This window comes from Mesorhizobium sp. M1273, from assembly GCF_040318195.1.
In the GTDB taxonomy this organism is placed as follows: Bacteria; Pseudomonadota; Alphaproteobacteria; order Rhizobiales; family Rhizobiaceae; genus Mesorhizobium.
The window spans coordinates 222,483-242,482 of sequence record NZ_JAMYLV010000001.1 but is presented as its reverse complement, the minus strand read 5'-3'; the positions used below and the strand labels follow the sequence as shown (position 1 = coordinate 242,482).

Sequence of the window (20,000 nt, the reverse complement as noted above, 5' to 3'; positions counted from 1 at the left end):
CGGCTTGCGGGGAAACAGAGCATTTTAGCGATTTGCGATTCGCCTACGCCCGGACTTGCTCCGTCGGCGTCAGCGTATTAGGCACCGCATCCGTGAGGTGACGACAGTGGCTGAAATTCGTGCCGTCGGCGAGGCGATGGAAAGGGCGTTGGCGCTGCTCGAGAGCGGCGATGTCGTCGCCATCCCGACCGAGACCGTCTATGGGCTGGCCGGCGACGCGACCAATGGCGTTGCCGTGGCTCGTATCTTCGAAGCCAAGGGCCGCCCTCGCTTCAACCCGCTGATCGCCCATATAGCCGACCCGGCGATGGCCGAGCGCATCGCGCTGTTCGATCCGCTGTCGGAAAGATTGGCGCAGGCATTCTGGCCGGGGCCGCTGACGCTGGTGCTGCCGCAACGGCCCGGCAACGGCATTCATCCGCTGGTCACCGCCGGTCTGGAAACGATCGCGCTGCGCATGCCGAAAGGCTTTGGCGGCGAGCTGATCGCCAGGTTCGGCCGCGCGCTGGCGGCGCCCAGCGCCAATTCCTCGGGCAGGATCAGCGCCACGACGGCCGATGCCGTGGCCGCCGATCTCGGTCCCCGGATCAAGCTTGTGGTCGATGGCGGCGCGACGCCGGTCGGGCTGGAATCGACCATTGTCAAGGTTGAAGCTGGAAAGCTGCGGCTGCTGCGGCCGGGCGGCATTGCCGCCGAAGAGATCGAAGCGGTGGCCGGGTCAAAGTTGCTGCGCGGCGCTTCGGTCGTCGAGGCGCCCGGCATGCTCGCCTCGCACTATGCGCCAGGTGCGGCGGTGCGGCTCAATGCTGCGGAGGTCGCACCGGGCGAAGCCTTGCTGGCCTTCGGCCGCCGCCGTGCCGAAGGCTGGCGCGACGCAGCCGCCCTGCGCAACTTGTCGGAGACCGGCGACCTGCGCGAGGCAGCAAGCAATCTCTTCGCCCATCTGCAGGATCTCGATGGCAGTGGTGCCAAAACCATCGCCGTCGAGCCGATCCCGTTCGACGGGCTGGGCGAGGCGATCAATGACCGGCTTTCGCGCGCCGCCGCCCCGCGTGACAAGATCGCCCCGCGTGACAAGATGGATTGAGCACCATAGTTTCCACCCATGAACGACATTTCCCCCGATCTCGACCCCGCCGTCGTCGCCCGCTTTGCGGCAATCGTCGGCGACAAATATGCGCTGCGCGATCAGCGGGACATCGCGCCTTTCCTCACCGAGCGGCGCGGACTTTGGCACGGCAGGACGGCTTTGGTGCTGAGGCCGGGGAGCGTCGAGGAGGTCAGCCGCATCATGCGGCTGGCAACCGAAACCGGCACGCCCATCGTGCCGCAAAGCGGCAACACCGGGCTGGTCGGCGCCCAGGTGCCGGACGCATCCGGCCGCGAGATCGTGCTGTCGCTGTCGCGGCTGAACCGGATCCGCGAGATCGATACGCTGTCCAACACGGTGACGGTCGAAACCGGCGTCATCCTGCAGACGCTGCAGGAAGCGGCCGATGCCGCCGACCGGCTGTTTCCGCTGTCGCTTGCCGCGCAAGGCTCCTGCCAGATCGGCGGCAATCTCTCGTCCAACGCCGGCGGCACCGGCGTGCTTGCCTACGGCAATGCGCGCGAGCTGTGCCTCGGCGTCGAAGTGGTGCTGCCGACCGGTGAAGTGTTCGACGATCTGCGCAAGCTGAAAAAAGACAATACCGGCTACGATCTGAAGAACCTGTTCGTCGGCGCCGAGGGTACGCTCGGCATCATTACCGCCGCCGTGCTCAAGCTGTTCCCCAAGCCCAAGGGGCGCGAGGTGGCGTTTGCCGGCCTGTCATCGCCGGAGGCGGCATTGTCGCTGTTCAGCCTGGCGATGGACCGTGCAGGGGCAGCGCTCACCGCCTTCGAGCTGATCGGCCAGAGGCCTTACGACTTCACGCTTGCCCACGCACAAGGCGTGGTGCGGCCGCTTGCCGGCGATTGGCCGTGGTATGTGCTGATGCAGATCTCGTCGGGCCGTTCGGCCGACGATGCGAGGGCGCTGATCGAGGAGGTGCTGGAGGCAGGCCTCGAGCAAGCGATCGTCGGCGATGCGGTGATCGCGGCAAGCATGGCCCAAGGCGATGCGTTCTGGAATTTCCGCGAGGTGCTGCCCGAGGCGCAGAAACCGGAAGGTGCCTCGATCAAGCACGACATCTCGGTGCCGGTGGCGTCAATCCCGCCCTTCATTGAAAAGGCCGCCGTCGTCGTGCAATCGGTCAGTCCCGGCGCGCGCGTCGTCTGCTTCGGCCACATGGGCGACGGCAATCTGCACTACAACATTTCCCGGCCGGCCGACGGCGATGACGAGGCGTTTCTCGGCCTTTACCACGTCATGAACAAGGCCGTGCACGACGTCGTGCGCGCGTTTCATGGCTCGATCTCGGCCGAGCACGGCATCGGCCAGTTGAAGCGGGACGAATTGATCGCGACGGCGCCGCCGATGGCGATCGAGCTGATGCGCAGGGTGAAGGCCGCCTTCGATCCGGCCGGCATCATGAATCCGGGTAAGGTTATCTGATCCTTTCGCCGGCCTGCGCCGGTTGGCATTCCGATAACCATCCGCCCCGGATCAGCAAAATTTAACCGACTTTCTTAAGCGCGAGGATAAGAAGCCCGCGCTAATGTTTCTCCACAAACGAGGCTGGGAAAACCGGCCCGGAGAACCGGAAACACCGGCTCTCAGGAGAAACAGGAAAGGCACGATATGAACACTGGACTGAAGCCAGTCTGGGCCGGCCGCAATATGCGCCTCGACCCATTCCGCCTGCCGCAGGTGGTGAGCTACGCCACCCGCGACGACTATGGCGACGTTACCTTCACCATCGACCAGCGCGGCGCGGTTATCCGCCGCACGCTGGAGATGAGCGGCGTGCCGGCGATCATCGCTCTGCCCGCCAACGCGTTTCGCGGCGTCGCCGCCCGCGCGATGGAGGATCCGGATGGCAATGTCACAGTGACGCTTGAGCTTCTGCACAATGACCCGATGCTGTCGGTGCCGCTGCTGGTCGCCGACGATCTCGACGACGTCGCCGCTGACTGGCGCGCCTGGGCCGACGCCTACCGGCTGCCGATGCTGCTGATCGAGGCCGACGGCATTGCCCGCACGCTGGAAGAATCGCTCGGCGCCGCCATCAAGGCGCTGCCGGCGCAGGACCGCCGCAAGGGTCGCGTCTCGACCATGCGCCGCCCGCGCTTCCTCGCCCGCCGCCGCGCCGGCGACCTCGGCCTCAGGCTGGTCATCGGCGGCGAGGAGCTCATTTCGCGGGAGTAGCTAAACCAGCGGCTTCAGCGCCACCCAGGCCGCGCCGCCGATCAGGCCGAGGAAGATCAGCCAGCCGACCTGGTTGTTCGATCTGAACAGCCTCAGGCACTGGTCCGGATCGTCGATGTCGAGCACGCCGATCTGCCGCGCCAGATGCGCGCCGGCGGCGATCAGCCCGGCAAGTGCAGGCACCGGTGCCTGTGCCGAGGCAAAGGCGATGGCGAAGCAGACCAGCGCTCCGCCATAAAGCCCGGCCAGCCAAGCCTTGGTATTGTCGCCGAACAGGCGCGCCGTCGAGCGCACGCCGACGATGGCGTCGTCTTCCTTGTCCTGATGCGCATAGATCGTGTCATAGCCGATCACCCACAGGATCGAGCCGATATAGAGCATGATTGCCGGCCCATCGAGATCGCCGAACTCGACCGCCCATCCCATCAGCGCTCCCCAGGAAAAGGCAAGGCCGAGAACGAGTTGCGGCCAATTGGTGTACCGCTTCATGAACGGGTAGACGGCGACGATGACCAGCGAGCCGATGCCGAGCAAGATGGCGAAGCTGTTGAACTGCAAAAGCACGGCAAGGCCGACCAGTGCCTGCACGACAACAAACATCCAGGCCTGCCGGCGCGTGACCTTGCCGGCCGGCAGCGGCCGCGAGCGCGTGCGTTCCACCTGGTTGTCGATGTCCTCGTCGACCAAATCATTGTAGGTGCAGCCGGCGCCGCGCATGGCGAACGCGCCAAGAAAAAACAGCAGCAGATACCACGGCGACGGCAGCAGAGAGAGAAGCGGGTCCGTCGGACGCGGATAGGCGCTCGCGGCAAGCGCAGCCGACCACCAGCATGGCCACAGCAGCAATTGCCAGCCGATCGGCCGGTCCCACCGGGCAAGCTGCGCATAGGGCCACAACCGCCGCGGCAGCACGCGATAGACCCAGTGGCCGCTCGGCGCATCGGCGACGCGGCCCTGGGCCGCTTTCGACTGGACGGTTTCCATTTTGCTGGAGTGGCAGCAGAGGCGAATGCCGTCAAGCGTCAAGCAGCCCCCGCACGCTCGCCACGCGCAATCGGCGCTTCGGCAGCCAAATGTCTTGACCCGTCGCGCGCGGCGCAATAGCGCAGTCCTGGTCGTGAAATGGCAAGGAATCTGGGCATGCGTGTTTTGCTGATCGGCTCCGGCGGACGAGAGCATGCGCTTGCCTGGAAGATCGCGGCGTCGCCGCTGCTGACCAAACTCTACGCGGTGCCCGGCAATCCGGGCATCGGCCGCGAAGCCGAGCTGGTGAGGCTCGATATTGCGGATCACACGGCGGTTGCCCGGTTTTGCCTCGAGAATGAAATAGGCCTAGTCGTGGTCGGGCCGGAAGGGCCGCTGGTCGCCGGCATTGCCGACGACCTGCGCGCCGAGGGCATCCGTGTCTTCGGACCGTCAAAGGCAGCGGCACGGCTGGAAGGCTCGAAAGGTTTCACCAAGGACCTCTGCGCCAGATACGGCATCCCGACCGCCGCCTATGGCCGCTTCGACGATCTGGCTTCGGCCAGGACCTATGTCGAGAAGACGGGTGCGCCGATCGTCATCAAGGCCGACGGCCTCGCTGCCGGCAAGGGCGTCACCGTCGCCATGACGCTTGACGAGGCGCTGGCCGCGCTCGACGCCTGTTTTGACGGCTCCTTCGGCCAGGCCGGCGCGGAAGTGGTGGTCGAGGAGTTTCTCGTCGGCGAAGAAGCAAGTTTCTTCTGCCTGTGCGACGGCACCACCGCGCTGCCCTTCGGCACCGCGCAGGACCACAAGCGCCTCAGTGACGGCGACACCGGCCCGAACACCGGCGGCATGGGCGCCTATTCGCCGGCGCCGGTGATGACGCCGGAAATGATCGACCGAACCATGCGCGAGATCGTCGAGCCGACCATGCGCGGCATGGCTGAAACAGGCGCTCCGTTTTCCGGCGTGCTGTTTGCCGGGCTGATGATTACTGACAAGGGGCCGAAGCTGATCGAATACAACACCCGTTTCGGCGACCCGGAATGCCAGGTGCTGATGATGCGGCTGAAGGACGATCTGCTCGTCCTGCTCAACGCAGCCGCCGACGGCCAGCTGGCGCACACCTCGGTGCGCTGGCGCGACGAGGCGGCGCTCACCGTGGTGATGGCAGCCAGGGGTTATCCCGGCACGCCGGAAAGGGGCTCGGTCATCCGCGGCGTCCAGGCGGCGGCGGGTGAGGGCGTCGAGATATTTCATGCCGGCACCGCCATCAACGGCGGCGCCCTCGTCGCCAATGGCGGTCGCGTGCTCAACATCACGGCGACCGGCCGCACGGTCGGCGAGGCGCAGAAGAAGGCTTACGCCGCGCTCGAGCGGATCGACTGGCCGCAAGGCTTTTGCCGCCGCGACATTGGCTGGCTGGCGGTGGCGCGCGAGCAGGCGGACTGATGCTCGGGCGGCCTTCGGCCTCAGCGCAAGCCGTGGTCGAATTCGGTCGAGACGCTGCTGACCGCATCGGCGGTGGAGACAAATCCTGGCACCGATGCCGCACGCTTTTCGTTTCGCGTCCAGGCGACATATTCGGCAATCCCGCGCGGCAGGGCCGGCGCCGCCTTCACCGCAGCCATTTGAAAGCCGCTGCTGAACCTGGCCAGGCGCGCCCTGAATACCGCGACCATCTCCTCGAAGCTTGCTGGCGTCACGCTTGCGTAAGTGATGGTGCCGCCGGCGAGCCCCGCCTCGCGTGAGAGCGGCACCGGTATCGAGGCGAGATAATCCGGCTGCACGTCGATCAGGCCGCCGAACGGCCACTGCGCGCGCAATTCCGTGGCGTTCATCGGCGCGACGCTGACGTCGATATCGTTGGGTGTGCCCACGACCCTGTAAGGGCAGCGGAACCGGCCGCAATTTGCTCCCGCCGAAAACTGCCAGAGCGCATAACCCTGCCAGTTGCCCATCGGAAAATGCACGCCGATGTCTGGCTTGTAGCGCGCATACCACAGCGGCAGCCGGGACAGGAGCGGGTATTTATACTTGTTGTCGGCGATATGCCGGGCTGTCGTGCCGTTGGTGTAGAGCACTGGAAAGCGGCCAACCCGACGATGCACATGGCGCACGAATTCCTCGGCATCATCGAGCGACATCCATTGGGTGGGATCATCGTCCTCGATGTCGAGGGCAAGCAGGTCATCCGGCCCGGGTTTCACGAAATTGATGAAATTATTGGCCTGTCCCACGGGGTTGCCGGGGCGGGCGAGATGATAGGCACCCCATTTCAGGCCCAGCGCCTTGGCCACCACCTTGCGCGTCTGGAACAGTTCCTGTGCCATCGCATGGCGTTTCCAGAGCGTCTTGCACAGCCGCGTCTCGGTCTCGTCGCCGAAACAGAAATAGGGTGGCGGCATTCCGTCGGATGCCTTGTTGATGAAGCCGACAAGACGCTTGTCGGCGGCTAGCCGGGTCCAGTCGATGGAATTGTATTCGTAGGCGTCGACGACCAGCGCCCGGTCGGCATCCTTCCAAGGTTCGGAGAAATCCGAGGCCTTTGCCGGCGTCAGCATCAGGGTCATCGCGGCCGCGACAAGGAGAAGCGCTGAGCGGACAAGGGGGCGCGCCGGCGTTTTCAAACAGCAGATCCTTGCTGGCCAAAGCCAAATCCTGAACCGCCATGGTTAAGGAAATGCTTCGGGTGCCGAGTGGGCGAGTTGGAGCGCTGGCGAAGCGATCCTTGGTGCTCCTCAAGAGCAAAGCGATGGTTGCGATTGTCAGCCAAATAGCTTCAACGCTGTTGCTATGGGCAGGAACAGTGATAGCGGGCGGCTCTGAAACGAGGTGAAGCCATTCCTGCGATAATACGCGACCGCCTGGTCATCCTTGGCATCGACAATCAACGCGAAGGCTGCTGGGGCAGCGCTAACGCTACGTCGTAGCGCATCCACGATCAGCGCCGACCCGACCCGCCGCCGCTGGTATCGGGCATCGACGGCCAGCCTGCCGACCAATATCGCGGGCAGAACCGGGTAGCGTGGCAGATGTTTTGTCTGTTCGTCAGGCAAGGACGCGATTGGTATGCTCGACGCCGCCAAAGTGTAATATCCGGCGATCGCGCCGCCATCGCGATCCACGGCAACGAAGCAATTGCCGACTCGGCGTTTGACATCCTGGCTGGCTTGCTCCCGAATGTAGCGGTCGAGCGCCGGTACCCCGCAGCTGAACGCCTTGCGATCATGCGATCCGCCGAGCGGTTCGATAATGACGGCGAAAGTCACCGGGTTTCGACGACCAGCCGTTTGTGGGCGTCGGCAGCTTTGCGCAGTGCCTCATTAGGCTCGGGCGGATTGAGAATCGCCTCCATCATGGCGCGCTGATCTTCGATGGAGATACGCATGATGGTGGTGTTCTCGATAGTACGCTGGGCCGCCTCTTGAGCGGCGGCGACCACGAAGTCGCTGACGCTGCGGCCCTGGATTTCGGCGGCACGTTTCACCACGTCCAGCATATCCGGCGAAATACGGGCTTCGAGACGGGCGGTGCGGGTCTGTTGGTTTGGCATTATCGTCACCCCTGATACTGCCTTGTACGGGAAATAGCCGTACAAATCAAGTGCGTCGTCCGGCTCTAAATAATTTTGCAGACGAGCCAGCAACTGCAAAATCCGCGTGACAAAGTTTGACGTTTACGTAAAACGAGGTGGACGGGGAGCGTCGGCACGGATCTTGAGTTGACCTGCCGGACTGAGGAGAGCCGGACAGAGGAGGAGCGAGCGCCATGTATCGGGCACCGGTCGAGGAGATCGCCTTCACCCTGAAGCATGTCGCCGGCTTGAAGCCGGCGCTCGATACCGGCATCTTTGGCGAACTCGGCGAGGACCTCGTCGACGCCATTCTGGCCGAGGCCGGCCGCTTCGCCAGTGAGGAGGTGGCGCCGCTCTACAAGATCGGCGACCAGCAAGGCGCGGTGCTCGACGGCGCTGCCGTCACCACCCCGCCCGGCTGGAAGGAACTTTATCGCCGCTGGATCGGCGGCGGCTGGAATGCGCTGTCCGCGCCTGAAGCGTATGGCGGCCAGGCGCTGCCGGCCATGCTCGGCGTCGCCGCGCTCGAAATGTGGAACTCCGCCTCGATGGCGTTCGGCATCGCCCCGACGCTGACCATGGGCGCGGTCGAAGCACTCGACAAACATGGCTCGCAGGCACTCAAGGCCAGATATCTGGAAAAGCTGGTCTCCGGCGAATGGATGGGCACCATGAACCTGACCGAGCCGCAGGCAGGGTCGGACCTGAATGCCTTGCGAACCCGCGCCGAACCGGCCGGCGACGGCACCTACCGCATCTTCGGGCAAAAGATCTTCATCACCTATGGCGAGCACGATTTCACCGACAACATCATCCATCTGGTGCTGGCGCGGCTGCCGGACGCGCCGGCCGGCACACGCGGCCTGTCGTTGTTCCTGGTGCCGAAATTCCTGGTCGGAGACGATGGCGCGCTGGGCGCACGCAACGACGTCTTCTGCTCCGGGCTGGAGCACAAACTGGGCATCCACGCTTCGCCGACCTGCACGATGATTTATGGCGATGGCTTCGAAGGCACCACGCCCGGCGCGATCGGCTGGCTGGTCGGCGGGGAGAACAAGGGCCTCGCCTGCATGTTCACCATGATGAACAATGCGCGCCTTGCCGTCGGCATTCAGGGTGTCGCGGTCGCCGAGGCGGCGACGCAGAAGGCGCTCGCCTATGCAAACGATCGCCGCCAAGGCAAGGCGGCGAGCTATCGCGGTGCCGGCATGGCGCCGATCGTGCATCACCCCGACATCCAGCGCAGTCTTCTGACCATGAAGGCGCTGACCCAGATTGCCCGTGCCATCTGCTATTCCTGCGCCCACGCCATCGATCTTGCGTCGCAGAGCGAAGATGCAAAGCACTGGCAGGAACGCGCCAATCTGTTGACGCCGCTGGCCAAGGCCTTTTCGACCGACGTCGGCGTCGAGGTCGCCTCGCTTGGGCTGCAGGTGCATGGCGGCATGGGGTTCATCGAGGAGACAGGGGCCGCAGCACTTTATCGCGACGCGCGCATCGCGCCCATTTACGAAGGCACCAATGGCATCCAGGCGATCGATCTGGTGACACGCAAGCTGCCGCTCGGCGGCGGCCGGCATGTGCATGGCTACATCGCCGAACTCAAGGCCGTCGCCGATGCGGTGCGAGCGTCGAACCTTGAAGGCTTCGGCCGCACCGCCGATCGCCTCGACCAGGCGCTCGACGAGCTCTCCCAGGCAACCCGTTTGCTGCAAGACCTGCAAGCCGAAGGCCGATCGGACGAGGCGCTGGCCGGCGCCACACCCTATCTCAGGCTGATCTCGCTTGCCGCGGGCGGGGCCTATCTGGCGCGCGGCGCGCTTGCCGACCAAAACCGCATCGCGCTTTGCCGGTTCTTCGCCGAGAACCTGCTTGGCGAAGTGGCCGCGCTCAAAGAGCGCGTCGTCGGCGGCGCCGACAGCCTTGCCGTTGCCGGCAAGGCGCTGATTTCAGCCTGACGTTCGCACGCGCCGAAATTCACAAAGGCCCGAAATTCACAAAGGACCAATCCGTGACAGAGCACATCCTCGTCGAGCGCCAGGGCGCCATCCAGATCATCCGCATGAACCGTCCGGACAAGAAGAACGCCCTGACCCGCGCCATGTACGCGACGATGTCGGCGGCTCTTGCCGGCGGCGACGCCGATCCGGCGATCCGCGTCCATGTCTTTCTCGGCGTCCCCGGTGCCTTCTCGTCCGGCAACGACCTTGCCGATTTCATGGTCGTCGCCTCGGGCGGCGAAGGCGGTTCCGAGGTCTGGGATTTCCTGATGGCGCTGGCCAAGGTGGAAAAGCCGATGGTTTCCGGCGTCGACGGCATTGCCGTCGGTATCGGCACCACGCTCAACCTGCATTGCGACCTGACGTTCGCCACGCGGCGCACACTATTCCGGACGCCCTTCGTCGATCTCGGCCTTGTGCCGGAGGCCGGTTCGAGCCTGCTCGCGCCGCAGATCCTCGGCCGCCAAGGCGCCTTCGCGCTGCTTGGCCTCGGCGAGGGCTTTTCGGCCGAGCGCGCGAAGGCCGCCGGGCTGATCTATGAGGTGGTCGAGGAAGAGGCACTCGAAGCATCGGTATTGGCGGCGGCGGGCCAGATCGCTGCCAAACCGCCGCAAGCGCTGAAGATCGCGCGCGACCTGATGCGCGGCTCGCGCGACGCCCTTGTCGAGCGCATCGGCCAGGAAAGCCAGCATTTCCGCGAGCGGCTCAAATCCGACGAGGCCCGCGCAGCCTTGACGGCCTTCATGACCAGGAAGAAGGCCTAGACCTTCTGGCCTTGTCTCGCATCGTGGACCCGCCGGCAGCAACCGGCGGGTTTTCTTGCCATGATCTCTTTGTCACATCGCCATTTTTTTACATTCGGCCTGGGCCTTTGCCGAAGACGTGTCGATCATGAACGTCTTGCCTTTGGCGTCGGTCATCAACATCATGCAATGCTTGATCGGTTTCGCCATTTTCATCATTTCGGCGCTCATCTTCGCGTCGGGCATCATGGTGCCCATATGCCCATCGGGCATGATCGCCATAACCTCCCCACCCTTCATCACCGTCATTGTCCCCATCGCGTCCTCCGCAAAGGCTTGCGAAGCGAAAAGGCAGGCAAGACCGGCTATCGTGACCAACCTGAGTGAATGCATTGCTTCCTCCTGAATTTGCGCCGGCGGCGCGTTGAGCCCTTTCCTGGTTCGTTGCGGCAAGCTGGAACGTTTCACGCACACGAGATCGTGATCGTAGGAATTTGGAAATCCGGCAGAAGCGGCCCGGCCTTGGCCGCCTTCATGACCAGGAAGAAGGGCTGAAAAAATGGGCGCCGGTGCGGAAGCTGCCTGTCTCCCTACAAGGGGGAGATCGGCGGTCCACCGTCGTCCCCTAGGGATAAAGCCTCACCTTGTCCCAGCCGCCCTCGGCGTTGCGCGAAAACACGACACGGTCGTGCAGCCGGAACGGACGGTCGTGCCAGAACTCGATGGTCTGCGGCACGATGCGAAAGCCCGACCAGTGTTTTGGCCGCGGGATGTCGCCGATCGCGTGGCGCGCCGTATATTCGGCAACCGCCTTTTCCAGCGCGAAGCGGCTTTCCAGCGGCCGCGACTGCTTGGAGGCCCAGGCGCCGATGCGGCTGCCGCGCGGACGGGTCGCGTAATAGGCATCGGCTTCGGCCTCGGTGACGATCTCCACCGGGCCGCGCGCCCGCACCTGCCGGCGCAACGATTTCCAGTGGAAGCAAATCGCCGCTTTCATGCTGCTAAGAATCTCGCGGCCCTTGGCGCTTTCGAAATTCGTGTAGAAGACAAAGCCGCCCTCATCGACCCCCTTGAGCAGCACCATGCGGACATTCGGCATGCCCTCGGCGTCGACCGTCGCCAGCGCCATGCCGTTGGGGTCGTTGATCTCGCTCTTCGTAGCGTCGTCGAGCCACGCCGCAAAAAGCCGGAACGGCTCCGCCGCCTCGGTAAAGTCACCGCTTGTTAACCCGGTTTCGCTCATAGTTTTCCCAAATTTGTCGCCGGCTGGGGAGATTGCCGATTGTCGCGTATCGCGCAAGCTTTTGACAGTGGGCAATGGAGCGTTATTGCTTCGGCCAGCGCCAAAACCATGATCGTGACAATCATCCTGCCGCTTGCCGCCTGTGGCGGCGGTGGCTTCAGCCTGGAGCAGGCGGAGGTCGACCGCTCGATACTGACCTCGAGCACGCCGGCCTCAGTCACGCCGCTCGATCAGGACCGCGCTTCCGACCAGGCTACGATCCGCAACGCCGTGTCCTCCGCCGACGTCGAGCAACTGGCCGGGCAGGCCATTCCCTGGGCGAATGCCGACACCGGCTCGCGCGGCTCCATCACCGAGCTCGCAGAATTCAGGGCTAACGGTGAGACATGCCGTCGCTTCACCGCGTCGCGCGAGAGCTTCGACGGCGTCGCGCTGTTCAAAGGCGAAGTATGCCTGGCCGGCGGCAGCGCCTGGCGAATGCAGGACTTCAAGGCGCTCTGATTTTCCGCCGGCTATATAGCGGTAAGCCACTGGAATTTCTTCCTATGCAAGCGCATATAGGAGGCGATCATGGAACCACTCCTTCTCCAGGGCAGTAAGCATGCGCGACCCCTATGAGGTGCTGGGCGTTGCCAAGAACGCATCGGCCAAGGACATAAAATCGGCGTACCGGAAGCTCGCCAAGAAGTATCATCCGGACCAGAATCCGGATCCCAAGGCAAAGGAGCGTTTTGCCGCCGCCAATCAGGCTTACGAGATCGTCGGCGACGAGAAGAACCGGGCGGCTTTCGATCGCGGTGAGATCGACGCCGAAGGCAAACCGCGGTTTCAGGGTTTCGAGAGTGCGGCCGGCGGCGCCGATCCTTTCGCCGGTTTCCGCCGGCAGCAAGGGCCGGGCGGCGCGCATTTCGAATTCCGCACGGGCCGTCCCGGTGGTGACCCGTTCGACGGCAACAGCGACATCTTCAGCCAGATCTTCGGCGATGCTTTCAGCCAGCAGCGCGGCTCCGGCATGGGCGCCGGCCGCCGGATGCCGACCGCAGCCGACCTCAACGTGACGCTGGACGTCACCATCGAGGAGGCCGCAACCGCCGAGAAAGTGACGGCGATGTTCCCCGACGGCCGCAAGATGGCGGTCAAGTTGCCGGCCTATGTCGAGGACGGCCAGACCATCCGGTTGAAAGGCCAGGGTGAGCAAGGACCGGGGCAGCCGGGCGATGCGCTGGTTAAAATCCGTTTCCGCCGGCACCCGCGCTACCGCGTCGAGGGCCGCGACCTGCATGTCGACCTGCCGGTGGAACTGGCCGATGCGGTGCATGGCGCCAAGGTGGCGGTCGAAACCCCGACCGGCAGGATTGCGGTCAACGTTCCCCCTTGGTCGAGCTCGGACAAGGTTCTGCGGCTGAAGGGCAGGGGCCTGCCGGAAAAGGCCGGCGGTCACGGCGACCTCTACGCACACGTGCGGCTGATGCTGCCGGAAGGCGGCGACGCCGATCTCGAGGCGCTGATGCGCCGGCGAAAGGGCTGACGGTCGAAAAGGCCGGCGCTTGACGTCGTAAGCGGGCGTGAGTGGTTTCATGCCATCGATTATCGACAGCAAGCGAGCAATCAGCGCCAGGAGCCGCCATTTGGCCGAAGTAGGTTCAACGTCAGCTAACGCCTCAAAGGCCGACATTTGCACGCGCCGTAGTTCCGCTTCGCGAACACGGTCGAGGCCAGTCGACCGACTGGCGATGAGCCAGTTCGGCGGGGGTTAGCCGCACAAGCTTGTAGGGGTCGATCGATGGAGTCGCCAGGCCAGCAAGGTGGAGGGTCGCACCGCTGACCATCACCAGCGCATCGACGCCTGCGCCATTCTCCCTCTTGCCAGCCTGCTCGACGTGGCGGGCGAAATTTACCTCCGACCCGACCAGAAAAGAGAAATCCCGCTGGCGATCGTTGACGAACATCACCTCGCCGGAGTGTAAGCCGATCCTGATGCGGCGCGACAGGGAGCCCATTGAACGCTTCCAAGCGTTGCCGAGCGAGATTTCCGGTACCAGTTCCGCGACGGCGGCCAGCGCCTTTAGCGCCGTTTCGCTGGGCGTCATTTCGCTCCCCAGCCAGAGAGCTAGCACGCCGTCGCCTGTAAAGTTTTGAACGATCCCCCCATTGGCCACCACGACCTGGCGGGTCAACGTGAAGTGCTCGATCATGAACCGCGTGGTTTCGATCAGGCCAAGTGCGCTCGCCAAGCCGGTCGAGTCCTCCACGTCGGTAAACATGATCGTGGCGATGGCGCGCTGGAATTTCGTTTCACCCATGCCGAATGACGGGAGCACGCGGTCAGTCTGTGGATTCGTATAGGCAGTGATCGGATGCATTGGAGTCCGGCCCCCGAGCGGTTTCAAATGTCGCTCGAATATGACTGGACGGCGTAGGCGGATCGTAAGCCCGCCGTGGCGGGCACGTCAGAATTACGTCAGAAATCCATTCGGGCCCGGCTTTGGCGGCTTGCAGCCGACCTTTTAGTCAAATTCGGCGGGACCCTCAGCTCAGCAACTTACGGAGGTCAAGCAGCCCCGCTCCAAACTGCTGATCGAACGAAGGCACCCTTCTCTCGCAATTAGGGCTGTCCGGTAGAATCGGAACGTCAGCTTCAAGCCAAGGCCATGAAACCTCCTTTGCGCCTGACTGGGTCATCTTCGCCTTAACCTCTATGCCGTTGAGCGGCCTACCGGCGGAGCGATGTTTCGACTGCAACAAAGCGGCTGCTCCCGCGACGATGGCCGAGGCTGCAGATGTTCCGCCAAATACTGTGTAGAGCCCGGCGCGGTCTCTGCTTTCGACGCCCGGTGGCTGGATTCCTTCCAGCTGTCCGCCGGAATAGCCGTGGTGGCCCGGGATGTCGGTGGTGAGCACGCCCTGCGGCGCGTATTCAACCTGGAGGAGCTTCTCGTAGATCTCGAAATTGTGGTCACGTGAACGCAGCGACTCACGGTCCAGTCGTATTTGGCAGCGTGTACACACCTCCTGGTCGTCGGACGGCGCGGAAATGGTGACGGAATTGTCGGTCGGATCGCCGCTGTAGTTGGAATATGCTGAACGTCTCGCCCGATAAGTGGCGGCCGCCACCGCAACCACGCCATTGCTTTCGCCGGCCTTGCTCGCCGGGTAAATCAGATGGTCGTAGCCATCGTTGCCGGCTGCGCAGATGATGGGGATTTCCTCGCTGATCGCCTCGAAAAGCGTCTCGAAATAATCCCAAATTGGCTTTGCCTGTTCGACCGAAGTATATCTGCTGTCGCCATATCCAGGATAGGAACGGTGCGCTCGCCATGGATCGGGTACTTCCCGGGGAAAGTGTATGACTGAAACCTTCTGGTCGCGGGCATAGAGGAACGCCAGAATGAGCTGCGCTGCGTCGGGCCGTGCTGAAATCTCGATCGGCAGGAGTTCAGCGCCTGGGGCGACCCCCCAATAAGGTATTGCGCCTTCACCGTTGCTAAATTGCCTCAGCTTCGCGGGCGGGGCCGCAGGGGCGCCGACCATCAGCCCAGCGCAGGCGGTCCCGTGCGCTGAGTAGCGCATACGCGAGGTCTCAGCAGTCTCCTGAATTACGCCGCGCCCATCTTTCAGTGCTCGAAGCAGCGATTTCTGAACCTCGACTTCCTGCGCATTGTTCCTCGATTTGATCAGGCTTGCCGCCCACGCCCAGGTATCGTCGCCCACAAAGCTCTTGCTCTGCTTTTTTTCCGGCCCTCGCAAGACGAGCGGTTGCTGCTTGGGTGTGACGTAACTCAACCCGAAAGGGTGAGTGGCGAAGCTGACCGCAGAAAGGATACGAGGCTCGAGATTGGGATGGCTTGAGTTCACTCCCGTATCGATCTGGGCAATGACCTCGCCGTAACCGGGCTTGTCAGTACCCAACAAATCCCAGGCGTCGGCCTCCAGCAGGTATGCGGCCTCGTGCGGCAACCGCGCTTCAGGGATGCGCGGACGATCGCGTAAGGCGCCGATTGCGATCAGGTGCCACAGGTAGTGATACCAGTCATAACAAAGATGGCCTTCGCCCTTCTTGATGTCGTCCATCATGGCACCCACCTACCATTCGCTCTGGGCGCGTCGGATCGTTTCATCCATCGCGTCCACCAAGTACGGAGAAATGCGCGCAGCCAGTTCCTCGCCGGCATCGGTGTCGCTGGCGTAGTGCAGCCCGGCCCATTCCCTGTTCTCGGCCACCCGGCGGGCGCGCTCATAAACCGCGGTTACGCCGGCGTGCTCAGGCAGCATCCGTTGCAGAACGTTCGCCACTGCAAATGACTGAAATGAATGGTTGGACGGGTAGGAAGCGTGCGAGGGAACCGGAAGCGCCGGCCGCAGCCTCGGCTCAATGATGTTGGGCCGTGGCCGATTGAATCGATCTTTGTAGTTGAGCCCGATCTCCTCCGTGAGTTCGAGGATCGCAACGATCAATGCGCATGTCCCCTCGAAGCCCGCGAGAGTGTCTATTCCGAGCGGCGCCGTGTAGTCCAAAATCCCGAACGATGCTTGGCGGACGATCTCCTCGCGCCGCAGCGGGTCACCTTCCCTCCTCTTCTGCAGATCGATAAGCGCTTCTGTCTCCCTGAGGCTCTCTGAAGGTCCGGGCGGGGGATCGATAAGAATGTCCTCCCAGATCGCACCGAGATATTTGTTGGCGACGCTTAGTCCGATCCTGTGCAAGGCACGCTTGTCGTGCCACGCCGGCAAAGCCTCCTCGCCAGTTTCGAAAGCCGTTTGCCCCCTGCCGCGTCCCCGTCCTCGTCCGCGCCCTCTGCCCCTGCCTCGACCTCGACCTGCGCTCGGCCCCGCCAGGAAGGCTGGCGAAAGGCGCATGGCACCCTCCACAGGGTCATCAGAAATCGTTATCACGATCTGCTCTTCTTGAATCGACAGAACGCTGCTCTTGGTCATCATAGACGCGAAAGGATGCAGTTTTTCGCCGCCTCTATTTTTGATGTATTCCTCAAGAGATTTTTCAGGACTTGCGTCACCCAATATCAGCGGATATTGCCTTATGGCCGATCCACTTACTAAGAATCGGGCGCTAAACAACTTGTTATTGAGATCAATTGTCGACATCATGTCCACCCCTCAACTAAAGCTTCCAAATTTGATCCGCGCCAACTGGTGGTCGGAGCCTCGACGTAACGCCTGCGGTGCGCAGCGCTAGGGTGCGTACCTTGGCAGCGTTATCCGCGACAACCCGCTCTTGATAACCGAAACTCCGAGTACGCCTGCAATTGGATAATTCTCCTCCGAAAGCAGCTCGAGCGAGAAATCCGGCTCCCAGGCGCGCAAGCGTTCGATAGTTCGAACTGCCTCCACAGTCTGCCCCAAATGCCCGTGGCAGGCAGCCGAGTATCTCAAGGCGGGTAGGTATGTGGGTTGCTGCGCAAGGACACGCTCGCCGTGACGTATCCCCTCCTCGAAGCGCCCGTTCAGAGTTGCCAAGATGCAGCACGTGGTATCGATGCAGTAACGATACAGGGGAGGCCCGCCCAGTGCACGTGCGCGCATCGCATCCTCATAGCCACGCTTCACTTCGCCGAGATAGCCGAGCGTCAAGGCACGCATGTCCCAGCAAATGGCTTGTAGCGGGTTAGCGGCTATCGCTCGATCGGCGAGTTCCAGTGCCTGTGCGTATTCACGAAAGACGAACGAATGGGCATGAGCGGCCAACGCCAGGGTGATAGGATTGAAGGGGGCCACTTCGACGGCGCGACTGGCGCATTCCCGAACCTGATCGTGAAAGGTGCCCGAGCGGCCGACCCGTCTCTCGCCAAAGCGGGTGACAAACACAAACAGCTGCCACGCCAGATACGTGCTACGCGGGTCGAGCTCATATGCTTCGGCGAGCATGCGCTCCGCCGAATCCAGGTCCGTATCGCGCATGCGGAATACCTGTCGCAGCGCTGTCAATGCAAGCCGAGACGCCCGGTGTCGGGGCTCGTCGCGGATGGACTTAGGATCGAGAACGAATTCGAGGATCGAAAACACGATCTGATTGACCAACGACATCAGCTTCAGGCTCGCCGGGCCAGTCAGGTCGGCCGGCTCGAGAAAATCCGTATGCGACCACAAGAGCCGGCTGTCACCGGGCGCAATTAATGCAAATGTCAGGCCCACTCTGTCGCCCACCACCGTTGCCCTGGTTTGCAACAGCCAGTCTGGTAGCGCTGTGTCAGGCGCTTGGGTCAGCGGTCCCTGCGCTTGAAAATCCACGACGTCGACCACTTCGAAATTCAGGATCGATCGAACCACTAGATCCAGGACAAGGTCGCTGACGGCCCTGTTAGCGGAGCCTTCCGTCCACCTGGCATCGCGAACCAGGCCCAAGCATAGCCGCGACGAATTCAGAAGTGAGGCGCTTCGCTGTCCGGACAACTGATCTGCCGCGGCAACAGGAGAGACGTTTGCTGGCACTGTGCGAGGCCGGGGCCATTGGCTTCTTTGCTCACGAAGCCAATCCTCGAACTCTGGATCGCGAATATCGAGGCCCTCAAGCAGATCACGCGTGGCAGAGCCTTCGGGTGGATCGTTCAAATCGATGCCGATCGAAGCGACGTCGAGTCGAACCACATCACGATCGGTCGAGATTAGATCAATGCCGGCGCTGCGGAGCGACTTCCGAACCTCGGACAGCTCCTGCCGCAAGCTTGCTGCACCCTGCTCCTCGCCGCGAGTGCTCCAGAGCTTGCTTTGCAGCCATTTTCGGCTCCGCGTACCGTTGGGTGCCAGGGCGAGCATGGCCAAGAGCGCTTTAGACCGTCTGCCATGCGGCGTGACGTCCGCGCCATCCGCGCTCTCAATCGCGAATGGCCCAATCAATCTAAGGAAAGGACGGCAATCCGAGTACACTAGCGGCCCCTCGCGTCCCCGCACCCTAATATAGCATCTGCTAATATAAGTCTATCTGTAATTCTCGGCTTCCGTGAGGTCAAACCTACACGTGGCAAAGGATTCGAGACGGGATTTCTGCTGTGACGGAAGGACTCGGTAGCGACATCAAGCGGTCGTTCGATGTAAGCGGTCCCATTGTCGGCTTGGGGTCATGAGCGTGACTTCGGGCGCTGGCCAACGAAACTTCCGCCAAAGGGTCATCTTCCGCCGTGCCACACGGACAGCAAGTGTCGGATTTGCCCACCGGCCCACGACCGCAAGGTCAAGGCGCTACAGCGTCCTTTGCGCCGCCCAAAGGACGCGCGGCTCTGTAGACCAGCGGCTTTGTCCCCCGAACTGTCCGCTTTGAACGCTTGAAGGGGCACTGTGGCTGTGCGATAGGCACTCCACAAAACAGAGAACCTTGCGGAGAGTGCTGACATGGCGGGTGGACGGGGCCTTATGGCCGGCAAGCGCGGCCTTATCCTTGGCATCGCCAACAATCGCTCGATCGCTTACGGCATCGCCAAGGCCTGTGTCGACCATGGCGCCGAGATCGCGCTGACCTATCAGGGCGAGGCGTTCAAGAAACGCGTCGAGCCGCTCGCGGCGGAACTGGGCGCGCATGTCGCCGGCCATTGTGATGTGACCGACCCGGCCAGCCTCGATGCGGTGTTCGAAAATGTCAGCAAGCACTGGGGTGGCAAGCTCGATTTCCTCGTCCACGCCATCGCCTTTTCCGACAAGGACGAACTGACCGGCCGCTATGTCGAGACGACGCGCGACAATTTCCTGCGCACCATGGATATTTCGGTCTATTCCTTCACCACCATCGCCAAACGTGCCGAGGCGCTGATGACCGACGGCGGCTCGCTGCTCACGCTGACCTATTACGGTGCGGAAAAGGTGATGCCGCACTATAACGTCATGGGTGTCGCCAAGGCGGCACTCGAAGCCAGCGTGCGCTATCTGGCCGTCGACCTCGGCGCCAAGAAGATCCGTGTCAACGCGATCTCCGCCGGCCCAATCAAGACGCTTGCCGCATCCGGCATCGGCGATTTCCGCTATATCCTGAAATGGAACGAATACAATTCGCCGTTGAAGCAGACGGTCACGCAGGAGGAGGTCGGCGATTCCGGCGTCTATTTCCTGTCCGACCTTTCGCGCGGCGTCACCGGCGAGATCCATCATGTCGATTCCGGCTATCATGTCGTCGGCATGAAGGCGGTCGACGCGCCGGATATTTCGACGGTCAAGGACTGACGCCACCGCCTGACCT

General features: G+C 63.0%; 19 protein-coding genes. 9 read left to right on the top strand and 10 right to left on the bottom strand.

Going from position 1 to position 20,000, the window contains the following annotated elements; genetic code table 11:
• The first annotated feature begins 106 nt into the window (after positions 1-106).
• The 3 genes from NKH30_RS01115 to NKH30_RS01105 all read left to right on the top strand — a co-directional run bounded on the left by NKH30_RS01115 (position 107) and on the right by NKH30_RS01105 (position 3,289).
• Positions 107-1,087 (top strand): L-threonylcarbamoyladenylate synthase, encoded by a 981-nt coding sequence (locus NKH30_RS01115; protein ID WP_352993861.1) that lies wholly within the window; start codon positions 107-109, stop codon positions 1,085-1,087.
• A gap of 18 nt (positions 1,088-1,105) precedes the next feature.
• Positions 1,106-2,536 carry an FAD-binding oxidoreductase gene (locus NKH30_RS01110; RefSeq protein ID WP_352993858.1) on the top strand — a complete coding sequence of 477 codons (1,431 nt, stop codon included), beginning with the start codon at positions 1,106-1,108 and terminating at the stop codon, positions 2,534-2,536.
• Between the two features lie 186 nt (positions 2,537-2,722).
• Positions 2,723-3,289: a DUF6101 family protein gene (locus NKH30_RS01105; protein ID WP_023674094.1), complete on the top strand. Its 567-nt coding sequence runs from the start codon at positions 2,723-2,725 to the stop codon at positions 3,287-3,289.
• Here NKH30_RS01105 and ubiA read toward each other — a convergent pair whose 3' ends face one another.
• Positions 3,290-4,273, bottom strand: coding sequence for a 4-hydroxybenzoate octaprenyltransferase (ubiA, locus tag NKH30_RS01100; protein ID WP_352994053.1), 984 nt, complete (start codon positions 4,271-4,273; stop codon positions 3,290-3,292).
• Positions 4,274-4,429: 156 nt separating this feature from the next.
• Here ubiA and purD point away from each other — a divergent pair, with 156 nt between their 5' ends.
• A complete protein-coding gene (gene purD / locus NKH30_RS01095; protein WP_352993855.1) occupies positions 4,430-5,707 on the top strand; it encodes a phosphoribosylamine--glycine ligase in 1,278 nt (425 codons plus the stop codon).
• 20 nt (positions 5,708-5,727) lie between these two features.
• On the opposite strand, the gene NKH30_RS01090 is transcribed toward purD, so the two are convergent.
• The 3 genes from NKH30_RS01090 to NKH30_RS01080 all read right to left on the bottom strand — a co-directional run bounded on the left by NKH30_RS01090 (position 5,728) and on the right by NKH30_RS01080 (position 7,904).
• Positions 5,728-6,828 (bottom strand): glycoside hydrolase family 25 protein, encoded by a 1,101-nt coding sequence (locus tag NKH30_RS01090; RefSeq protein ID WP_352993852.1) that lies wholly within the window; start codon positions 6,826-6,828, stop codon positions 5,728-5,730.
• A 195-nt stretch (positions 6,829-7,023) separates the two neighbouring features.
• Positions 7,024-7,527 (bottom strand): GNAT family N-acetyltransferase, encoded by a 504-nt coding sequence (locus NKH30_RS01085; RefSeq protein WP_352993849.1) that lies wholly within the window; start codon positions 7,525-7,527, stop codon positions 7,024-7,026.
• Positions 7,524-7,904 carry a type II toxin-antitoxin system TacA family antitoxin gene (locus tag NKH30_RS01080; protein WP_352501975.1) on the bottom strand — a complete coding sequence of 127 codons (381 nt, stop codon included), beginning with the start codon at positions 7,902-7,904 and terminating at the stop codon, positions 7,524-7,526. Before NKH30_RS01080 ends, NKH30_RS01085 begins: the two co-directional genes overlap by 4 nt.
• 122 nt (positions 7,905-8,026) lie before the next feature.
• On the opposite strand from NKH30_RS01080, the gene NKH30_RS01075 reads away from it, so the two are divergent.
• Both NKH30_RS01075 and NKH30_RS01070 read left to right on the top strand, forming a co-directional pair.
• Positions 8,027-9,790 carry an acyl-CoA dehydrogenase family protein gene (locus tag NKH30_RS01075; protein WP_352993846.1) on the top strand — a complete coding sequence of 588 codons (1,764 nt, stop codon included), beginning with the start codon at positions 8,027-8,029 and terminating at the stop codon, positions 9,788-9,790.
• Positions 9,791-9,843: 53 nt separating this feature from the next.
• Positions 9,844-10,596: a crotonase/enoyl-CoA hydratase family protein gene (locus NKH30_RS01070; protein WP_352821179.1), complete on the top strand. Its 753-nt coding sequence runs from the start codon at positions 9,844-9,846 to the stop codon at positions 10,594-10,596.
• Between the two features lie 72 nt (positions 10,597-10,668).
• Here NKH30_RS01070 and NKH30_RS01065 read toward each other — a convergent pair whose 3' ends face one another.
• On the bottom strand, positions 10,669-10,893 hold the full coding sequence (locus NKH30_RS01065; protein ID WP_352993843.1) for a hypothetical protein: 225 nt from the start codon (positions 10,891-10,893) through the stop codon (positions 10,669-10,671).
• 307 nt (positions 10,894-11,200) lie between these two features.
• Positions 11,201-11,818, bottom strand: a complete 618-nt coding sequence (gene pdxH / locus NKH30_RS01060) for a pyridoxamine 5'-phosphate oxidase (RefSeq protein ID WP_352993840.1) — start codon at positions 11,816-11,818, stop codon at positions 11,201-11,203.
• Between the two features lie 39 nt (positions 11,819-11,857).
• Between pdxH and NKH30_RS01055 the strand changes: the two genes are divergently transcribed.
• Both NKH30_RS01055 and NKH30_RS01050 read left to right on the top strand, forming a co-directional pair.
• The gene (locus tag NKH30_RS01055) at positions 11,858-12,319 is read left to right on the top strand and encodes an RT0821/Lpp0805 family surface protein (RefSeq protein WP_352993837.1); all 462 of its coding nucleotides are present in this window, start codon (positions 11,858-11,860) and stop codon (positions 12,317-12,319) included.
• Between the two features lie 100 nt (positions 12,320-12,419).
• Positions 12,420-13,346 (top strand): DnaJ C-terminal domain-containing protein, encoded by a 927-nt coding sequence (locus NKH30_RS01050; protein WP_352993834.1) that lies wholly within the window; start codon positions 12,420-12,422, stop codon positions 13,344-13,346.
• Positions 13,347-13,479: 133 nt separating this feature from the next.
• Here NKH30_RS01050 and NKH30_RS01045 read toward each other — a convergent pair whose 3' ends face one another.
• The 4 genes from NKH30_RS01045 to NKH30_RS01030 form a co-directional block, all read right to left on the bottom strand.
• Positions 13,480-14,181 (bottom strand): adenylate/guanylate cyclase domain-containing protein, encoded by a 702-nt coding sequence (locus NKH30_RS01045; protein ID WP_352993831.1) that lies wholly within the window; start codon positions 14,179-14,181, stop codon positions 13,480-13,482.
• A 166-nt stretch (positions 14,182-14,347) separates the two neighbouring features.
• Positions 14,348-15,892, bottom strand: coding sequence for a S8 family peptidase (locus NKH30_RS01040; RefSeq protein ID WP_352993829.1), 1,545 nt, complete (start codon positions 15,890-15,892; stop codon positions 14,348-14,350).
• Positions 15,893-15,901: 9 nt separating this feature from the next.
• A complete protein-coding gene (locus tag NKH30_RS01035; protein WP_352449905.1) occupies positions 15,902-16,924 on the bottom strand; it encodes a phosphatase PAP2 family protein in 1,023 nt (340 codons plus the stop codon).
• 84 nt (positions 16,925-17,008) lie between these two features.
• Entirely contained in the window at positions 17,009-18,589 is a 1,581-nt protein-coding gene (locus NKH30_RS01030) for a hypothetical protein (protein ID WP_352470667.1), read from the bottom strand.
• A gap of 573 nt (positions 18,590-19,162) precedes the next feature.
• Here NKH30_RS01030 and fabI point away from each other — a divergent pair.
• Complete coding sequence (gene fabI, locus NKH30_RS01025; protein ID WP_352449903.1) at positions 19,163-19,984, top strand: enoyl-ACP reductase FabI; 822 nt, start codon at positions 19,163-19,165, stop codon at positions 19,982-19,984.
• Positions 19,985-20,000: the final 16 nt, after the last annotated feature.